Origin of the sequence: Methylovorus glucosotrophus, from assembly GCF_009858335.1 — a bacterium.
GTDB classification, from domain to species: domain Bacteria; phylum Pseudomonadota; class Gammaproteobacteria; order Burkholderiales; family Methylophilaceae; genus Methylovorus; species Methylovorus glucosotrophus.
On record NZ_VMSE01000001.1, the window covers coordinates 1,005,215 to 1,021,783 of the forward strand.

At 55.8% G+C, this 16,569-nt stretch carries 15 protein-coding genes; 11 read left to right on the forward strand and 4 right to left on the reverse strand.

Features of this window, described 5'->3' with window-relative positions; genetic code table 11:
* Both grpE and waaC read right to left on the reverse strand, forming a co-directional pair.
* Entirely contained in the window at positions 1 to 525 is a 525-nt protein-coding gene (gene grpE / locus FNL37_RS04715) for a nucleotide exchange factor GrpE (protein ID WP_013442694.1), read from the reverse strand.
* A 96-nt stretch (positions 526 to 621) separates the two neighbouring features.
* The gene (waaC, locus tag FNL37_RS04720) at positions 622 to 1,596 is read right to left on the reverse strand and encodes a lipopolysaccharide heptosyltransferase I (protein WP_425325803.1); all 975 of its coding nucleotides are present in this window, start codon (positions 1,594 to 1,596) and stop codon (positions 622 to 624) included.
* 130 nt (positions 1,597 to 1,726) lie between these two features.
* Between waaC and FNL37_RS04725 the strand changes: the two genes are divergently transcribed.
* The 11 genes from FNL37_RS04725 (at position 1,727) to FNL37_RS04775 (ending at position 13,917) form a co-directional block, all read left to right on the forward strand.
* Complete coding sequence (locus tag FNL37_RS04725; protein WP_159355310.1) at positions 1,727 to 2,869, forward strand: glycosyltransferase family 4 protein; 1,143 nt, start codon at positions 1,727 to 1,729, stop codon at positions 2,867 to 2,869.
* The gene (gene rfaP, locus FNL37_RS04730; RefSeq protein WP_159355311.1) at positions 2,866 to 3,696 is read left to right on the forward strand and encodes a lipopolysaccharide core heptose(I) kinase RfaP; all 831 of its coding nucleotides are present in this window, start codon (positions 2,866 to 2,868) and stop codon (positions 3,694 to 3,696) included. The genes FNL37_RS04725 and rfaP overlap by 4 nt, the downstream gene beginning before the upstream one ends.
* Before the next feature lie 25 nt (positions 3,697 to 3,721).
* Entirely contained in the window at positions 3,722 to 4,507 is a 786-nt protein-coding gene (locus tag FNL37_RS04735; RefSeq protein WP_159355312.1) for a lipopolysaccharide kinase InaA family protein, read from the forward strand.
* A 94-nt stretch (positions 4,508 to 4,601) separates the two neighbouring features.
* On the forward strand, positions 4,602 to 5,408 hold the full coding sequence (locus FNL37_RS04740) for a glycosyltransferase (RefSeq protein ID WP_159355313.1): 807 nt from the start codon (positions 4,602 to 4,604) through the stop codon (positions 5,406 to 5,408).
* A 31-nt stretch (positions 5,409 to 5,439) separates the two neighbouring features.
* On the forward strand, positions 5,440 to 6,936 hold the full coding sequence (locus tag FNL37_RS04745) for a lipopolysaccharide kinase InaA family protein (protein ID WP_159355314.1): 1,497 nt from the start codon (positions 5,440 to 5,442) through the stop codon (positions 6,934 to 6,936).
* A gap of 10 nt (positions 6,937 to 6,946) precedes the next feature.
* A complete protein-coding gene (locus tag FNL37_RS04750; RefSeq protein WP_159355315.1) occupies positions 6,947 to 8,677 on the forward strand; it encodes a carbamoyltransferase family protein in 1,731 nt (576 codons plus the stop codon).
* Positions 8,678 to 8,808: 131 nt separating this feature from the next.
* The gene (edd, locus tag FNL37_RS04755) at positions 8,809 to 10,623 is read left to right on the forward strand and encodes a phosphogluconate dehydratase (RefSeq protein WP_013442686.1); all 1,815 of its coding nucleotides are present in this window, start codon (positions 8,809 to 8,811) and stop codon (positions 10,621 to 10,623) included.
* Positions 10,624 to 10,726: 103 nt separating this feature from the next.
* Positions 10,727 to 11,353, forward strand: a complete 627-nt coding sequence (gene eda, locus FNL37_RS04760) for a bifunctional 4-hydroxy-2-oxoglutarate aldolase/2-dehydro-3-deoxy-phosphogluconate aldolase (protein ID WP_013442685.1) — start codon at positions 10,727 to 10,729, stop codon at positions 11,351 to 11,353.
* 107 nt (positions 11,354 to 11,460) lie between these two features.
* On the forward strand, positions 11,461 to 12,123 hold the full coding sequence (locus FNL37_RS04765; RefSeq protein WP_159355316.1) for an HAD family hydrolase: 663 nt from the start codon (positions 11,461 to 11,463) through the stop codon (positions 12,121 to 12,123).
* Positions 12,120 to 12,815, forward strand: coding sequence for a BUD32 family EKC/KEOPS complex subunit (locus FNL37_RS04770; RefSeq protein ID WP_159355317.1), 696 nt, complete (start codon positions 12,120 to 12,122; stop codon positions 12,813 to 12,815). The genes FNL37_RS04765 and FNL37_RS04770 overlap by 4 nt, the downstream gene beginning before the upstream one ends.
* Positions 12,816 to 12,819: 4 nt before the next feature.
* Positions 12,820 to 13,917, forward strand: a complete 1,098-nt coding sequence (locus FNL37_RS04775) for a glycosyltransferase (RefSeq protein WP_159355318.1) — start codon at positions 12,820 to 12,822, stop codon at positions 13,915 to 13,917.
* Positions 13,918 to 13,968: 51 nt separating this feature from the next.
* Here FNL37_RS04775 and FNL37_RS04780 read toward each other — a convergent pair whose 3' ends face one another.
* A complete protein-coding gene (locus FNL37_RS04780) occupies positions 13,969 to 15,528 on the reverse strand; it encodes a glycosyltransferase family protein (protein ID WP_159355319.1) in 1,560 nt (519 codons plus the stop codon).
* 17 nt (positions 15,529 to 15,545) lie between these two features.
* Entirely contained in the window at positions 15,546 to 16,562 is a 1,017-nt protein-coding gene (gene waaF / locus FNL37_RS04785) for a lipopolysaccharide heptosyltransferase II (protein ID WP_159355320.1), read from the reverse strand.
* Positions 16,563 to 16,569 lie beyond the last annotated feature (7 nt).

Here is a 16,569-nt window from a genome sequence, read left to right on the forward strand (position 1 = left end):
TCAGCTTTTTGCTTTGGCAACGGTCACCAGTGCCGGACGTAAAACACGCTCATTCAGGGCGTAACCCTTTTGCAGCACGCTGATCACGCTGTTGGGTTCCTGATCGGATTCCAGCATGCTGATCGCCTGGTGCTTGTTCGGGTCAAACTTCTCGCCCAGCGGATTGATTTCGGTGATGTGGAATTTCTCGAACACGCTCAGCAATTGCTTGGCGGTGAGTTCCACGCCGCTCTTGTAGCTTTCCACGGTGGCATTTTCCACGACCAGGGCAGCATCCAGACTGTCTTTGACGGCCAGCAGCTCGCTGGAGAATTTTTCCAGGGCAAACTTGCGTGCCTTGTCGATATCTTCAGCTGCACGACGGCGAATGTTTTCGCCTTCGGCTTTCACATATAGCACATTGGCCTGCTGCTCTGCCAGTTGCGCTTCAAGCTCGGCAATCCGCGCATCCAGCGAGCCTGCTGCACCCGCGTCCTGGGCTTCTGAAATTTCGTCCTGTTCAGGATGTTGATTTTCTTCTTGCATGGAATTCCCTTTGTTAAATAACTGCCATACGCAGGCAAATTGGGGTGGCTTTGGATATTTCAAGCGCGCGCCATGATTTTTTTGCGCGCCGTTTTTTTATTCGGTGGGCAACATGGATTGTAATGTCATAAGCACCACGCTGACGGGGGTCTCGGCACCGCGGCCACCGAGATTTTCCGCGCGGGCTTTGGCCCCCGGGTAAAGCCCGGTTTTGGTCGGGTCGGTATCGGTGTAGATGGCAATGGTGGGAATATTCAGGGCGACCGTAAGATGAGCCAGGCCGGTATCCACGCCAATGGCAGCGCGAGCGCCAAGCAGAGTGGGCGCCAGCGCGGAAAGCGAAAGCCTGGGCAGCACCAGGCTGCCGGGTACTTGCGCGGCAATGCGTTTTGCCCGCATCTCTTCGGTGGCATTGCCCCATGGCAGCACCAGCATCATGTGCTGGCTGGCAAGGGCCTGGCCCAGCGCGATCCAGTTCGGCTCCGGCCATAATTTGCTATCGCGGCTGGTGGCATGCAGACCTACGACATAAGATTGGCCGCCAGTAAACGCCGGGCTTGGCTGCATGCCGTTGGCAATGCCGTAATCCGGAGCCGTAATCGGCGGTGGGTAGCCCAGGGCTTCTGCGGCCAGGGCGCGGTTGCGGATGACGGCATGCAGGCGGCGATCCACGCCATGGGTATGCTTGTACAGAAAAGAGGCGAGCCGTTCGCGCGCAGAGCAGCGGTTGTAGCCGTGGCGTTCTCCCTCGGCGAGGTGCGAAATGACGGCGCTTTTCAGCAGGCCTTGCGTATCAATGATGTAATCGTAGCGATCTTTTTTCAGCAGGCGGCGCACATCGCCGATTTCTTCCCATGTCTCATTGCGCTGCAGGTGTTTGCGCCAGCGGCGCACCGCGACCGGAATAATGCGGGTCACCCCGGGATGCATGGCAGGAATGTCTTGAAAACTCTCTTCCACCACCCAATCAATCACCGCATTGGGCACATGGGCGTGAATGTCGGAAATGACGGGAAGATTATGAATGACATCGCCCATGGACGATGTTTTGACGATCAGGATACGCGGCATAAATGCCATTTTCGCATACAATCGCGTATTGGCGCATGCCGCCGTCATGATCATGACATGGCCCGAAAGGCCGGGGCATGGAGCCCGGCAGCCCTGTCGCAGATGAATCAAGGATAACGGGTACCCCTTCGTGAAATTCGCTTTTATCGTATTTAAATATTTCCCATTTGGCGGCATGCAGCGCGATATGTTGCGCACGGCCAGCCATCTCGCGAGCCAGGGGCATCAGGTCGATATCTATACGCTGTCGTGGGAGGGCGATATCCCCCAGAGCATTCACGTGCATGTGATCCCGGTGCAGGCGTGGTTCAATTTCCAGCGCTACCAGCGCTTCATTGATATCGTGCATGCGCGCCTGAAAGAGCAGGGCGATATTGATTGCGTGGTCGGCTATAACCGTATGCCGGGGCTGGATGTGCATTTTGCTGCCGACCCCTGTTTTGTCGAACGCAGCCGCCAGCAACGCAGCTGGCTTTATCGATTTACGCCGCGTTACCGCTGGTTTGCCGCCGCCGAGCGCGCGGTATTTGACCGCGCTTCCGATTGCCAGATACTGATGGTGGCGAAGACCGAAATGCCGCTATTTGCAAAATGGTATGGCACCCAGCCCGAGCGCATGCACTATATTCCGCCTTTCCTGTCGGCCGAGCGGCTGGCATTAAAGGATAGGTCCGAGATGCGGGCGCATCTCTGCCAGGCCTTCCAGCTCAACCCGCAGCATCGTATCGCCTTGCTGGTCGGTTCCGGCTTCCACATGAAAGGGCTGGACCGGGCGATCCAGGCCCTGGCGGCACTACCGGAGGCGCAACGCCTGCAAACGCGGCTGGTGGCGATCGGGCAGGATAAGCCCGGCCCCTTCATGCGCATGGCGCAAAAGCTGGGCGTGGCAGAGCAGCTGGTCATCGCCAAGGGCCGCGCTGATATTCCGTGGCTGATGCAGGGCGCTGATCTTTATGTGCACCCCGCGTATCGGGAAAATACCGGGCTGGTGATTCTCGAAGCGCTGGCGGCCGGCTTGCCAGCCTTGGTGACCGAAACCTGCGGTTACGCCCACCATGTGCTGGATGCCGATGCTGGCATGGTGGCCGCGGCGCCGTTTGATCAGCAGGCATTCAATCACCTGTTTGCCCAGATGCTGGTCTCGCCGGAGACCGAGCGCTGGCGTCAGAATGGTATTGCCTATGCCAGCAAGCTCATGCAAGCCAACGATGGCCGTGCGGAGGCCAATATCCTGTTGGCGCTCGCAAATCAGAAACGGAAGCACACCGCATGAGCTGGCTGAAAACTCAGGTGCTGGACGTGCCAGACTGGCTGCGCTCAAAGCTCGGTAATCCCGTATTCGATGCCATCATGCGCTTGCAAGGGCAAGTGTTCCGCGATGTGCCGGGCCGCAAAACCATACGCTGCGAGCTGGATGGCAAACCCTATTTCATCAAGCAGCATTTTGGCGTGGGCTGGGGCGAGATTTTCAAAAACCTGTTCAGCCTGCGCTGGCCCATTATCAGCGCCGCTACCGAATGGCAGGCCATCCAGAAGCTGGGGGAAGTGGGTATCCCCACCACGCCTGGCGTTGCCTATGGCTGGCGTGGCCTGAATCCTGCCAGTCGCCAGTCATTCGTGGTGACGCGCGATCTGGGCGATATTATTTCTCTGGAAACTTTGTGTGCCCCCTGGGGTGAAACGCCGCCAGCCCCTGCCTTCAAGCGCAGGCTGATTCTGGAAGTCGCCCGATTGGCCAGGCTGTTGCACGACAATGGCATGAACCATCGCGATTTTTATATTTGCCATTTTTGCCTGGACCAGCCCCGCTGGCAGCAGCATAACGAGATATATCTTTACCTGATTGATCTGCATCGCGTGGGCATACGCGCACGCATCCAGCCTGTAGCCCGCATGAAGGATATTGCCGCCCTGTATTTTTCCGCGATGAATATCGGCCTGACACGCCGCGATATATTGCGCTTCTTGCGCGCTTATCGCGCCCAGCCGCTGCGCCAGACCTTGCAGCAGGAGCGCGCTTTTCTTGAGCAGGTCACGGCCCGTGCGCAGCGTTTGTACGTCAAGTTCCATGGCAAAATGCCATCCCAGCTGGATGACTGATTTTTGAGCATGATGGGTGTTGACCATGACTGATTTTATCGCGCCACAATGGCGAGCCGTGCTGGCCGAAAACGCGCTCGACAGCGTAGATGCCGCATGGACGCGCGAAGTGGCGTGGGTCGAGGCGCCGAATGATGGTCGAGGTGGCTTGAGTGGCGTAGGGCGGGTGAATCTGTCATCGGCGCAAGGCGATACGACAGGCGCCTTTCTCAAGCGGCAGCAGAACCATACGCGACCATCGTGGAAACACCCTCTGCGCGGCGAGGCTACTTTCAAGCGCGAGTTTGATATGGTGCAACATCTGCAGGCGCATGGCGTGCCCACGCTGGAACCCATGCTGTTTGGCGAGCGCCATGTGGCAAACGACGTGCGAGCGGTACTGATGACCTTGGCGCTGGATGGCTATCAGCCGCTGGATGCCCTGTGGGCCAGTGAGGAATTCAACCGTATGCCGCCCGCCGAGAAACGCCAGTTGCTGGCCGCCACCGCGCATACGGTGCGGCAGATGCATCTGGCCGGTGTGCAGCATCGCTCGCTGTATGCCAAGCATCTTTTTGCTGCCAGGCAGGGCGCAGGTTACCGGGTGGTGGTGATTGATCTGGAAAAATCCCGTTTCAATCGCGTGCCTGTGCTTCGTACCGTGCATGATCTGGTGACCCTGAACTATCGCACTACCGGCTGGAGTCGCACGCAACGGCTGTATTTTTTCAAGCAGTATTACGCGACCAGCGCGCTCAGTGGCTGGCAGCGGGCAGTATGCAAGCTGATCGCCAGGCGCTCGCGTGCCAGGCTCAAGCCCAGGGCAAAATAAACCAGCAGTAATAAACCAGAGGTAAACAGCGCGGCGGGTTGTCGGGAAGACGTCACGCGCTGATGAAGATTGGATAAAAAGGTATCGCATTCAAATGAATACTGAACATACACCCGTATCCGGGGAGGGGCGTCTGGCTGATTTCAGCATTGCGCTGGTCAATTACAAGACGCACGAGGTGACCTCGCTTTGTCTGGACCTGCTGAAAAAAGCCCTGGGGGATAATGCCGTGCCAGTGTGGGTGGTGGATAACAATTCTGCCGATGAAAGCACGGAATATCTGAAGTCCCTGGACTGGATCAATCTGATCGAGCGCAAGGCGGAGGCGCCGGAAAAAGGTTTCATGGCACATGGCCGGGCGCTGGACCTGATCCTTGAGCGGGTGCAAACGCCTTATCTGTTGCTGATGCACACCGATACGCTGATCTATGACGTGGATATTCTGCGGCAGATGCTGGCGCATATGCGCTCGGGTGACAGGGTGGCCGCGGTTGGCTGTCTGGAGCAAGTGCGCCGCACCCGCCTGGAAACCGCCTGGCGCATCTTTATACGCGCAACCAAGTATTACTATCGCCGCGCCAAGGTGGCGCTGGGCCTGGATACCCGCGAACCACGGCTGTTTTATGAAATCTACCTCAAGAGTTTCTGCACCTTGTGGAACGTCGACATCATTCGCCAGCGGGCATTGAGTTTTGCCATGACGGAGCGCATCCCCGGTTACGAAATGCAGGACAGATTAAAGGCGGCGGGTTACCGCTTCGTCGCCATTCCGCCGCAGCATATGTTCGAATATCTGGATCACGTGGAAGCCGGCACGGTGTCGCTGGTCAATGGCCTGGGCAAGGATCATAAACGCGTAAAAAACTACCAGCGCATCATGGCGCGGGTGAAGGCCAAGTAGTGGATGATGGTTTAATGGAGACCAGCGCAACATGAGCATGGCAATGAATGTCACGCTGGCAATTAATACAGAGCTGATGCTGGCGGATGGCAGCAGCTTGCGTATCGGCCAGCATCTGCGGGTGTTGCCCGGCCGCCGACTGGTCTGTTTTGGTGAATGGCAGGGCAAGCAAGTGCTGGCCAAGGTGTTCATGGGCAAGCGCGCAGCGCATTACGCCGAGCGTGACGCCAATGGCGTAAAGCGCCTGCTGGAAGCTCATCTCGCCACGCCACCCTTGCTGGCACAGACATCCAGCCAGGCGGGCGATATGCAGGTCTTGCTGTATGAGGCACTGACGGGGGCCGAAAATGCCGAGCAGGCCCTGCAGGCTGCCGATGCATCGGGACGCAGTGCCATCACTCGCCAGTTGGTCGAAGCCGTTGCCGCCCAGCATGAAGCTGGGCTGGTGCAGACCGATATGTATCCCAAGAATTTCCTGATTGAAAACGGTACTCTTAAACACGGTACTCTTGAAAACGCGACAGTCCATGCGATCGACGGCGATGGCATTCGCCCATTGGGTCGTTTTTTTTCGTCATGGCGCGCCTGGCATAATCTGGCGGTATTGCTCGCCAAACTTGACCTGGAAGTGCTGGATCGTGACTTGCCTGCACTGGTGCAGCGCTACCGTGAAGTCAGGCAGTTGGGCGCGGGATCGGTCTCGCCTTTGCTGCGCCGACTGATCGATGCTTGCCGCTGGTATGCCAGTTATCAATATGCTGACAAGAAAGTCTTGCGTACCTGCTCTGACGTCATCGTGCACAAGACTTCCTCGCTGTTTACCGCGCTCAATAGACAACCGCCGATGAGCCTGCTGGCCGTGCCATCGCCTGCCGAACTGGACGGCTGGATCAGCCAGGTGGCAAGTGCGGAAGCCCTGAAGCGGGGTAACACCAGCACTGTAGTCAGGCATGATCTTGATAACGTGCCGGTGGTGATTAAAAGGTACAATATCAAGAATTTCTGGCATGGCATTGGCCGTGCCTGGCGCCAGAGTCGGGCAGCGGTATCCTGGCGCAATGGCTTTCGCTTGCAACGGTATGGCATAGGCACGCCGAAGCCGCTAGCGTTGCTGGAAGAGCGCTGGGGGCCATTTCGCCGCCGGGCTTATCTGCTGGCAGAGTATCTGGATGCGCCGGATGTCAGTGGGTATTTTGAGCAGCCGAATCTGAGTGATGAAGACTATCTGCAGGCATGCCGTCATATTGCCCGGATGTTTTATCAGCTGAAATTGCTTAAAATCTCGCACGGTGATTGCAAGGCAAGCAATATCAAAATGGTGAATACCACGCCATACCTGATTGATCTGGACAGTATGCAGGAGCATGTGTCCTGCTACCGATTTGCGCGATACCACGCGCGCGATTTACGCCGCTTTATGCGAAACTGGCCGCCGCAATCCCGGGTTTACCGGATGCTGGCGCATGCCTTTGCCGACATTTATCGTGACGCCGCTTTTCTGAAAAAAGCTGGCATCTCCATCAACTAAGCGAACCAACATGATTATTTTAGGATTATCCGGTGCTCTCGGGCACGACTCTTCAGCGGCCATTATGGTGGACGGCAAGATCATTGCCGCTGCCGAAGAAGAACGTTTCATACGCGACAAGCATGCCAAGAACAAATTGCCGCTGGAAGCCGCGCGCTACTGTCTGAAAGAGGCGGGTGTTCGGCCTGATCAGGTCGATGTGGTGGCCTTTCCCTACGGCGAGATTCCGCTTAGCTCGGCAGCGCGCTGGCATTACGCCAAGCGCCACTGGTATGCGCCTGATCGTGCGCTGGATGCGCTGTTCAACGGCAATCGCCGCTACCGCCGTAACCGCGACAAGGCCATGCAGCTGATGCGCGACCTTGGCATCAATAAAGCCGAGTTTGTGCCGGTGGAGCACCATCTGGCACACGCCAGCAGCGCCTATCACCTGAGTGGTTTCAAGGAAAAAACCGCGATTGTCGGCATTGATGGCAAGGGCGAATACGCGACGACGTTCTTTGGCTACGGTGAAAACGGCAAGATCCACAAGATCAAGGAATTCTACGATCCGGATTCGCTGGGCGGCATGTATGGCGCGATTACCGAATACCTGGGCTTTGAGATGCTGGATGGCGAATTCAAGGTCATGGGCATGGCGCCGTATGGCGATCCTACCAAGTACGATCTTTCAAGATTGGTCGAGTTTGATGGCGACGATCTCAAGGTCAACACCAAGCTGGTGAATGTGGTGGGTTTGCGCCGCTACAAGGAAAAAGGCAAGGGCTATTACTTCACGCCCGAACTGGTGGAGTGGCTGGGCCCCAAGCGCGAAGGTGATGAGATCGATGATCCTTACATCCACTACGCTGCTTCTGTGCAGGCCTTGCTGGAAGACATTGCCCTGAAGATGATCGATCACTATGTGGGTGACATCATTCGTGAAACCGGCCGTATTTGTATGGCGGGTGGCGTGGCGCTCAACGTCAAGCTGAATCAGCGCATCATCGCCATGCCGGGCGTCAAAGAACTATTTGTGCAACCCGCCTCTGGCGATGCCGGTACGGCGCTGGGCGCGGCCAGTTTTGTGGCAGCCGAACGCGGTGAGCCGGTGCAGGCCATGCAGCATGCTTACCTTGGCCCATCCTTCACCACTGAAGAGTGTATTGCCGCTTGCGAAGTGCATCCGGCCAAGCCTACGTTTTACCGTATTGAAAATGCCGCTCAAAAGGGCGCCGAACTGCTGGCCGCGGGTAATCCGCTGGCATGGTTCCAGGGCCGCATGGAATTTGGTCCGCGTGCGCTGGGTTGCCGCAGTATCCTGGGTGACCCCAGCCATCCTGGCGTGGCAGACCGCATCAATGCCCAGATCAAATACCGCGAACGCTGGCGTCCATTTTGCCCCAGCATGCTGGATCGCGTGGCAGTTGATCTGTTGCAGACCGAGCATCCCGCGCCTTACATGACCTTCACCTTTGACGTGGCGGATCACTGGAAGCCGCGCATACCCGAGGTGGTGCATGAGGACGGCACCGCGCGTGCCCAGGTGGTGACGCGGGAAACCAATCCCCGTTACTACGCCCTGATCGAGGAACTGGAGCGCTTGCGCGGCGTGCCTGTGGTGTTGAATACCTCGCTTAATCGCCGTGGTGAGCCCATGATTTGTAGTCCCGCCGATGCCCTGAACATGTTTTACGGCTGTGATCTGCAGTACCTGATTATGGAAGATGTACTTGTCGTCAAGGAAACAGCAACTCCCTGATTTTTCTTCATGTCCTGTGCGATTATCCCTTGATTTATGGCGGGTTTTGCATGCCCTTTCATTTGACGGGGGCATGCGCTTTGAGGATAATCCAAGGCTGATCCCACTTTATAAATAGCGCCCAACATCTAATGAAACAAATACTCAACGAGGTTACGGAACGCATTCGCGAACGCAGTGCGCCCACCCGTCAGGCATATCTTCAACGTATCGATCAGATCATTCAGCGCCCACGTGGCGCAGATCGTCTGGGCTGTGCCAATGTGGCACACGCGTTTGCGGCCCTGCCCAACAACGACAAATTCCGTGTGGTGGCCGAGAAGGCCCCGCACATCGGCGTGATCACCGCCTACAACGACATGTTGTCAGCGCATCAGCCTTACGAAACCTATCCCGATATCATCCGTGATGAAGCACGCAAGCATGGCGCCACCGTGCAAGTGGCAGGCGGCGTGCCAGCCATGTGCGACGGCATCACCCAGGGCGAGCCCGGCATGGAGCTGTCACTGTTTTCGCGTGACACCATTGCCATGGCAACCGCCATCGGCCTGTCGCACGATGTGTTCGATGCAGCCCTGCTGCTCGGCGTCTGTGACAAGATTGTTCCAGGTCTGCTGATCGGCGCCCTGCATTTCGGCCACCTGCCCTGTGTATTCGTGCCTGCGGGCCCGATGAGCACAGGCATTGATAACACCTCCAAATCCAAGGTGCGTGAGAAATACGCTCAGGGTCTGGTGGGCCGTGAAGAGCTGCTGGCGTCCGAGTCGGCGGCTTATCACGGTGCCGGTACCTGTACCTTCTACGGCACCGCCAACAGTAACCAGATGCTGCTTGAAGCGATGGGTCTGCATGTTCCAGGTGCGGCGTTTGTGCATCCGCATGAAGGCATGCGCGAATCGCTGACCCGCGAAGCAGTGAAAACCGTGCTCTCGATTACGCAGAACCAGCGCTTTACCCCGATTGGCCGTCTGGTCGATGAACGCGTGATTGTGAATGCGATTGTGGCCCTGCTGGCCACTGGCGGCAGTACCAACCATGTCATTCACTGGGTGGCGGTTGCTCGTGCTGCCGGCATCATCATTGACTGGTCCGACTTCTCCAAGTTGTCGCAATCTACCCCATTGCTGGCCCGTGTTTATCCAAACGGTACGGCTGACGTGAATGAGTTCCAGAATGCTGGCGGCCCAAGCTTCGTGATTCGTGAACTGGTTGAAGGCGGTTACATGCATGACGACGTTTCGTCCGTGGTGCTGGGTGGCCTGCGCGATTTCTGCAAGAAGCCTGAGCTGTCTGACAACGGCCTGATCTGGGTCGACCTGCCAGTGGAAAGCGTGGATGAAACCATCGTGCGTACGACCAGCAAGCCATTCAGCGCATCTGGCGGTTTGCGCCTGCTGACAGGCAATCTGGGTCGTTCCGTGATCAAGACTTCTTCTGTACCTGAAGATCGCCAGGTGATCGAAGCGCCAGCGATTGTCTTCAACGGTCAGGAAGAACTGCTGGCGGCGTTTGAACGTGGCGAGCTGGAAAAAGACTTTGTGGCCGTGGTGCGATTCCAGGGGCCACGTGCCAATGGTATGCCTGAGCTGCACAAGCTGACACCGCCATTGTCCGTCTTGCAAGCCAAGGGCTTCAAGGTGGCCATTGTGACGGACGGCCGCATGAGTGGTGCTTCAGGCAAGGTGCCTGCTGCCATCCACTTGAGCCCGGAAGCCCTGGCGGGCGGCCCGATTGGCAAAGTGCGTACCGGCGACATGATTCGCCTCAACTCCATCGTCGGCACATTGAATGCGCTGGTGGATGAAGATGAATGGCAATCACGCACCCAGGCGGTGATGACCGAAGCACACAAGCACAACAACGGCCATGGCATTGGTCGTGAACTCTTCGGTGGCATGCGCAAGAATGTGCACAGTGCCGAAGAAGGTGCCGTTACCTGGATTTGATCTGATCACTGATCCGTATGCCTTGGGTATGCGGATCAGTCACCGGTTTGGCGAGCCTGCACTCTGGCCGCAACTCTTTTCTTGATATCAATGTGGATGTGAAATGAACACTTTAGACTTAGCTAATCACGGCCCGGTCATTCCGGTTATCGTCATCAACAAGGTGGAAGATGCCGTGCCCATGGCAGAAGCCTTGCTCGAAGGCGGTATCAAGGTGCTGGAAGTCACCCTGCGTACGCCGGTAGCGCTGCAGGCAATGGAAGCCATTGCCAAGGCTGTGCCCGATGCCATCGTGGGTGCCGGTACCGTGCGCAGCATCAAGGATGCACAAGCATGCAAGGATGTTGGTTGCCAGTTCGCGGTGAGCCCAGGCTACACCAGTCAGCTGGGTCTGGCTGCCCGTGAAATCGGTTTGCCACTGCTGCCCGGTGTTTCTACCGGCAGTGAAATCATGCAGGCCAATGCCGATGATTACTACTTCCTCAAGCTGTTCCCAGCAGTCGCTGTGGGTGGCATCAATCTGCTCAAGGGCTTTTCTGGCCCATTCGGCGATGTGAAGTTCTGCCCAACCGGTGGCGTGACTGTAGAAAGCGCACCGCAATTCCTGGCGCTGCCTAACGTAGTGGTGTGTGGCGGTACATGGCTGACCCCTGCGGATGCGGTCGCATCCAAGAACTGGGCTCACATTACCAAACTGGCCCGCGAAGCCAGCGCCATTAAAGCAGCATAATGCAGTCGCGGCCCTGATCGGGGCCGCCTGCTAAATTTTGGAAATTGTCGCGGCTGATTGACGATCTCCCGGAGGTCAGCCGCGATGCCCATCCGGTCAGGCTCAACATGAATATAGCGCGATATCAAAGCCTGGTCTTTGATTGTGACGGTGTCATCCTCAATTCCAATTTTCTTAAAATTGAGGCCTATTTCGCGACCGCCAAAAACTTTGGCGCCAATGATCAGCAAGCGCAAGCGCTGGTCGATTACCACATCAAGCTCGGCGGCATCTCCCGCTTTGTCAAATTCGAATACTTCCTTACCGATATTCTTCAGCGGCCTGCTAGCCGCAAGGATGTTGACTTTCTGTTGGCCGACTTTGGCCGAGAAGTGCGTAAGCGGCTCTCTACCTGCGAAATCGCGCCAGGCTTGCCAGCGCTACGCGAACAGACATCCAGCAGCAACTGGCTGGTGATTTCGGGTGGCGATCAGGAGGAGCTGCGGGCCATTTTCGCCGACCGCGGTATATTGGACTTGTTCGACGGCGGCATTTTCGGCAGCCCGGATAACAAGGATCAGATCCTCGCCCGCGAACTGGCGACGGGCAATATCCGGCAGCCTGCCTTGTTCATGGGCGATAGCCGTTATGACCATGAATCCTCTACCCGGGCCGGGCTGGATTTCGTGTTCATGCACGCGTGGACCGATTTCCCTGAGTGGGAAAGCTACACCCAGCAGCATGGCATTCGTGTTGTCGCACAGTTAGAACAACTAATTCCTGCAGCATGATCCATCGCATATCCAGCCTGTTTGGGCGGCAGAGTGAAGCGCTTTCCGCGCAGGATTTCGAACAGCTGCGCGCCCAAGCCACGATCCTCGAACAGGATGCCCGGGGCGTTAAAGTCCTGCAATTGTCCGACGGCCGCATCTTCAAGCTGTTTCGGGTGCGCCGTTTGCTTAGTCTGGCGCGTATTTATTCTTATGCCAGGCATTTTTGCCGTAATGCAGATGGCCTGGCAAGACTGGGGATTCCTACGGTCAAGGTCGTCCGCCTTCTGCATTTTACGGGGAGTGCCGATACGGCCGTTCTGTATCAGCCATTGCCAGGCAGGACCTTGCGTCAGCTAGCGCAGGCCGGCGAATTGGACAACAAGTTAATGGCGGATTTTGGACGCTTTGTGGCAGATCTGCATGCACGAGGTGTCTATTTCCGCTCCCTGCATTTTGGCAATGTCGTGCTTACTCCAGACAACGCATTGGGCTTGATTGATATTGCCGATCTCAAGCTGTACCGCCATCGACTGCATGTTGGGCATCGTGCCCGCAATTTTCGCCACCTGCAGCGGCTCAAGCACGACTGGGACATGGTGGCAACAGAGGCCGTGCAAGCATTCATCGAGGCTTATTTTGCCGCGAGTGATCTTTCCGCGCGCGACCAGGCCACATTGAGATCAAAATTCAGATATCTGCCCCAGACCTGAACCCATGAATATCCTGCATATCTGCCATAGCTACTATCCGCCTTTTCTGGATTGCGCCCGTCAATACGCTGCCTTGTTTCATGGTTCTCCTTACAAGGTGGTAACCGTGTATCTCACAGGCAAGCCGGATCCCGAGGTCGTGCGCGGCAGTGCTTCTGATGAGGTGATTTTTTTAGGCTTCAGCAGCAAGCAGGTGCGCGGACTTAAGCTGGCGGCGATTGCCAAGGTACGTAAACTGGTGGCCGAGCGCGACTTCGTGATGTGCATTGCACACCGGGCCAAGCCTACCTATGTAGCGCTGCTGGCGACCTCCCTTCCCGTTGTCAGTATTCATCACAATTACAATGACTTTGGCCGTTTCTCGCGCCGCTTGCTCGTTAATCTCTGCCGCAAACGCCTGTTGATGCTATGTGTCTCGGATTCCGTGCGCGATGAAATGCGCTCCCATCTTTCGCACTGGCCAGCCGAACAGATTGAAACCCTGTATAACCGCATCGATGTGGAGGCTGTTACCTCCGCGCTAGTCCCTCGAGATCAGGCGCGCCAAGCCCTGCAATTGCCCGAGGATAGGTATGTGATCGCCAATGTCGGGCGCCTGCATCACGACAAGGATCAGGCCACGCTGTTGAAAGGCTATGCCAGAGCATTGCCAGAGCTGCCTGCCAACACCGAACTGGTGATACTGGGTAAAGGCCCACTGGAGCGTGAGCTCAAGGCGCTGGCCGATAGCTTGAATATTGCCGATCGCGTGCGCTTCCTCGGCGTCATCCCCGACGCACGGCGCTATTTCCGTGCTTTTGATCTATTTGTCCTGACCTCGGACCATGAACCTTTTGGCATGGTCCTGCTTGAAGCCATGGCCGCTGACCTTCCCATCATCTGCAGCAACAGCGGGGGCGGGGCGGAAGTAGTAGCGGGCGTGGGCACCTTATTCCCGCTGGGGGATGCGACGGCCTTATCTGAGCTTTTGATTAGCAGGGGGCAATTGCTAAATGCGCCTATTGCACGTGAGACTCTTATGAGTCGCTTCTCAGACACAGCTGCCCGCTCAACTTTTTTCAGTTTGCCTTACATAAAAAAGGCATTGCCTATTACTGCGTAATACCTGGTGGATTTTCGTATTCCAAAGTAAAACGGAGTTCTCACTCGAACTTCATTCCCCAGATGGTGCTTTTTTGAATATCACGATGCTTTTCTTCTTGTCATCAGAGCTGAAGCGGGCAACCTCAGCATATCCTGATAAATTTTTCTGAATATAGGCACTTTTTTCAGGATGTTTTTGGGCCAAATTAAGCGCAATAAACCTATACCGATTGATCTCGCCGTTAGAAACTGCCTTTTCGAAATTTTTCCATGCGGCCAATGGCGTTAATGTTCCCGTATAAGGCTCTCCGGCATAATACCTCAGACGGGCACTGTCAAAGTAGACGGCCTCATGACGGGAATTTTCCTGACGCAGCCAACGAGCCGCTTCTTGCTCGTAGGTATATCCTGCTGGCTTGGGCAGGATGTTTTTGATCGTAGTGAGCCCCATTAGTCCGAGTATCAGAATTAGCAGTATTTTTTTCCAGGATTTAGCTATTGTTTTTTGGTGCAAGTGAGAAAGTATTTGCCCAAGGGAAAATGCCGCAAGCAGCATCAGCATGAACGACAAGGGAATGATATAGCGGCTTGATAATACAAATACTTTTGTGATGATCAAAAACATGATGACCAAAGATATGGTCATCACGCCCACCACAACGTGAAGTGCTTTTTTATCTAGAATCGGTGATGTTTTACGTAATGTTACTGCAGCCAGAACGGTAGTGATGATTCCTGTAGAAAACACGGTTTTTTTGAGCATGACGTACATAAACGTCAATAACAGTCCAGTAAGCCCGAATTCGTCCAGGTATTCACCGAGCACCTGCGAGCCCATGATTTCAGCCCGCTCGAACAGTTTTTGAGTAATTTGCTGGTAAATGTCAGTTGAAAAAACTTCTTTGAGACGCCCAAGTTTTTCGATGCCAATATGGGTTGTCAGCAAAACTACTGTCAGCATCACCAACGCTATGAGTGTCAGGCTACTAGCTTGAATAAAAGCGATAAGACGTTGCTTAAAGGGTTTGCCTTTCAGCCCGAGCAGTAATAAGGGGAGACTGAACAGGTAAACAATGGCCTCCACACGAAACAACAGTGCAAGCATCATCGCAGCTTGCCACCATAAAGCATCCTGCCAACGTTGCTGGATGGTGTAGCGCACAAAGAATAATATGCTGAGTAGAAAAAAGGCCCAGAAACCCTGATCTCTGATCAGCATTGGCAGGATATCTCCAACAATATAACTTGAGCTGAAAAGGAGAATGGCACCAGCAGCAATTTCTGGATTATTACCGCCACTTTCCCTTACCAAGCTCAGAAAACTGAAGGTGGCAATTCCAAAAAAGGCGGTGTTCAAGATTTGAGCACTCAGGTGTATGCTGAATCCCGTAAGTTGGTGCAAGCCAGCAATGAAAAGCGAGAAAAAAGGCCATGGGAAGATTTGCATCATGCCCTGCCAATCTTTTGCAACTGCGCGTTGGGCAGCTTCAAAGTAAAGGACGCTATCGTTGTTGATCCAGCCATGCTGGATGTAATTGGTCTCGACAGCCAGTAAAATGCCGGTCAGTGTCAATAGTAAGATCAATGGCCGTGTGTTCATCACGATAAGCTTTTGCCACATATTCTTCATCGGTTTATCCGTCGTATTTATATGGAAATCGCCTGGATGACGCGGTCAGGTGAAATCATCTTCAGGCAATTCAAATGTCCCAGCGGGCATTCGCGCTTGAAGCAGGGGCTGCATGACAGGCCGAGGTATTCGATGATGGCTTTGCTGCTCATCGGCGGGGTGTGGTGCGGATCGGATGAGCCGTAAAGGGCGATCAATTTCTTATCGAGGGCGGCGGCGACATGCATCAGGCCGGAGTCATTGCTGACGACGGCGGTGCATAAAGCCATCAGGTCTATGGCTTCACCCAGTTGGGTTTTGCCTCCCAGGTCCAGGCAAGCCATATTGCTCAAGCGGTTGATCTCGTGCGTGACGGGAATATCTTTAGCCGAGCCGAACAACCAGACCTGCCAGCCTTGGGCCGTCGCGGCACGGGCGACCTCCGCATAGTATTCCACTGGCCAGCGCTTGGCTTCGCCATATTCGGCGCCCGGGCAAAGCGCCAATACGGGCACTTGCGGCAGGGTATGGCCTAACTTGCCAAGCGCAGCCTGCGCTTGCTCCGGGTTGGCTTGCAGGCTGGGGTTGCTGATGGCGAGTGGGCGCTGTGGTTCTGTATCGCGCGGCTGGCTCAGGGCCACAAAACGGTCCACCGTACGGGGTAATTTCTGCTTGTCCAGCGGGCGGATGTCATTGAGCAGGCCATAGCGCTGTTCGCCCAGAAAACCGGTACGCTGCGGAATGCCCGCCGCAAAAGGCAGGATCGCGGATTTCAACGAGTTGGTGAGCATGATGCTCTGGGTGTAATGCCCCTGACGTAGCGCGCGGCCGAAGCGTATGCGCTCAAGCAGCGCGAGTTGCCCATGCTTGAAGGGCAGGGCAATGCCCTGGTTGACTTCGGGCATGCGCTCCAGCAAGGGGAGTGTCCAGCTCGGGGCGGCGACGTCGATAATGACATCAGGGTCCTGCTGGCGCAGGGTTTTGAACAGGCTTTGCGCCAGCACCATGTCGCCCACCCAAGAGGGGCCCATTACCAGGATTTTATTCACTGCCATGACCAAG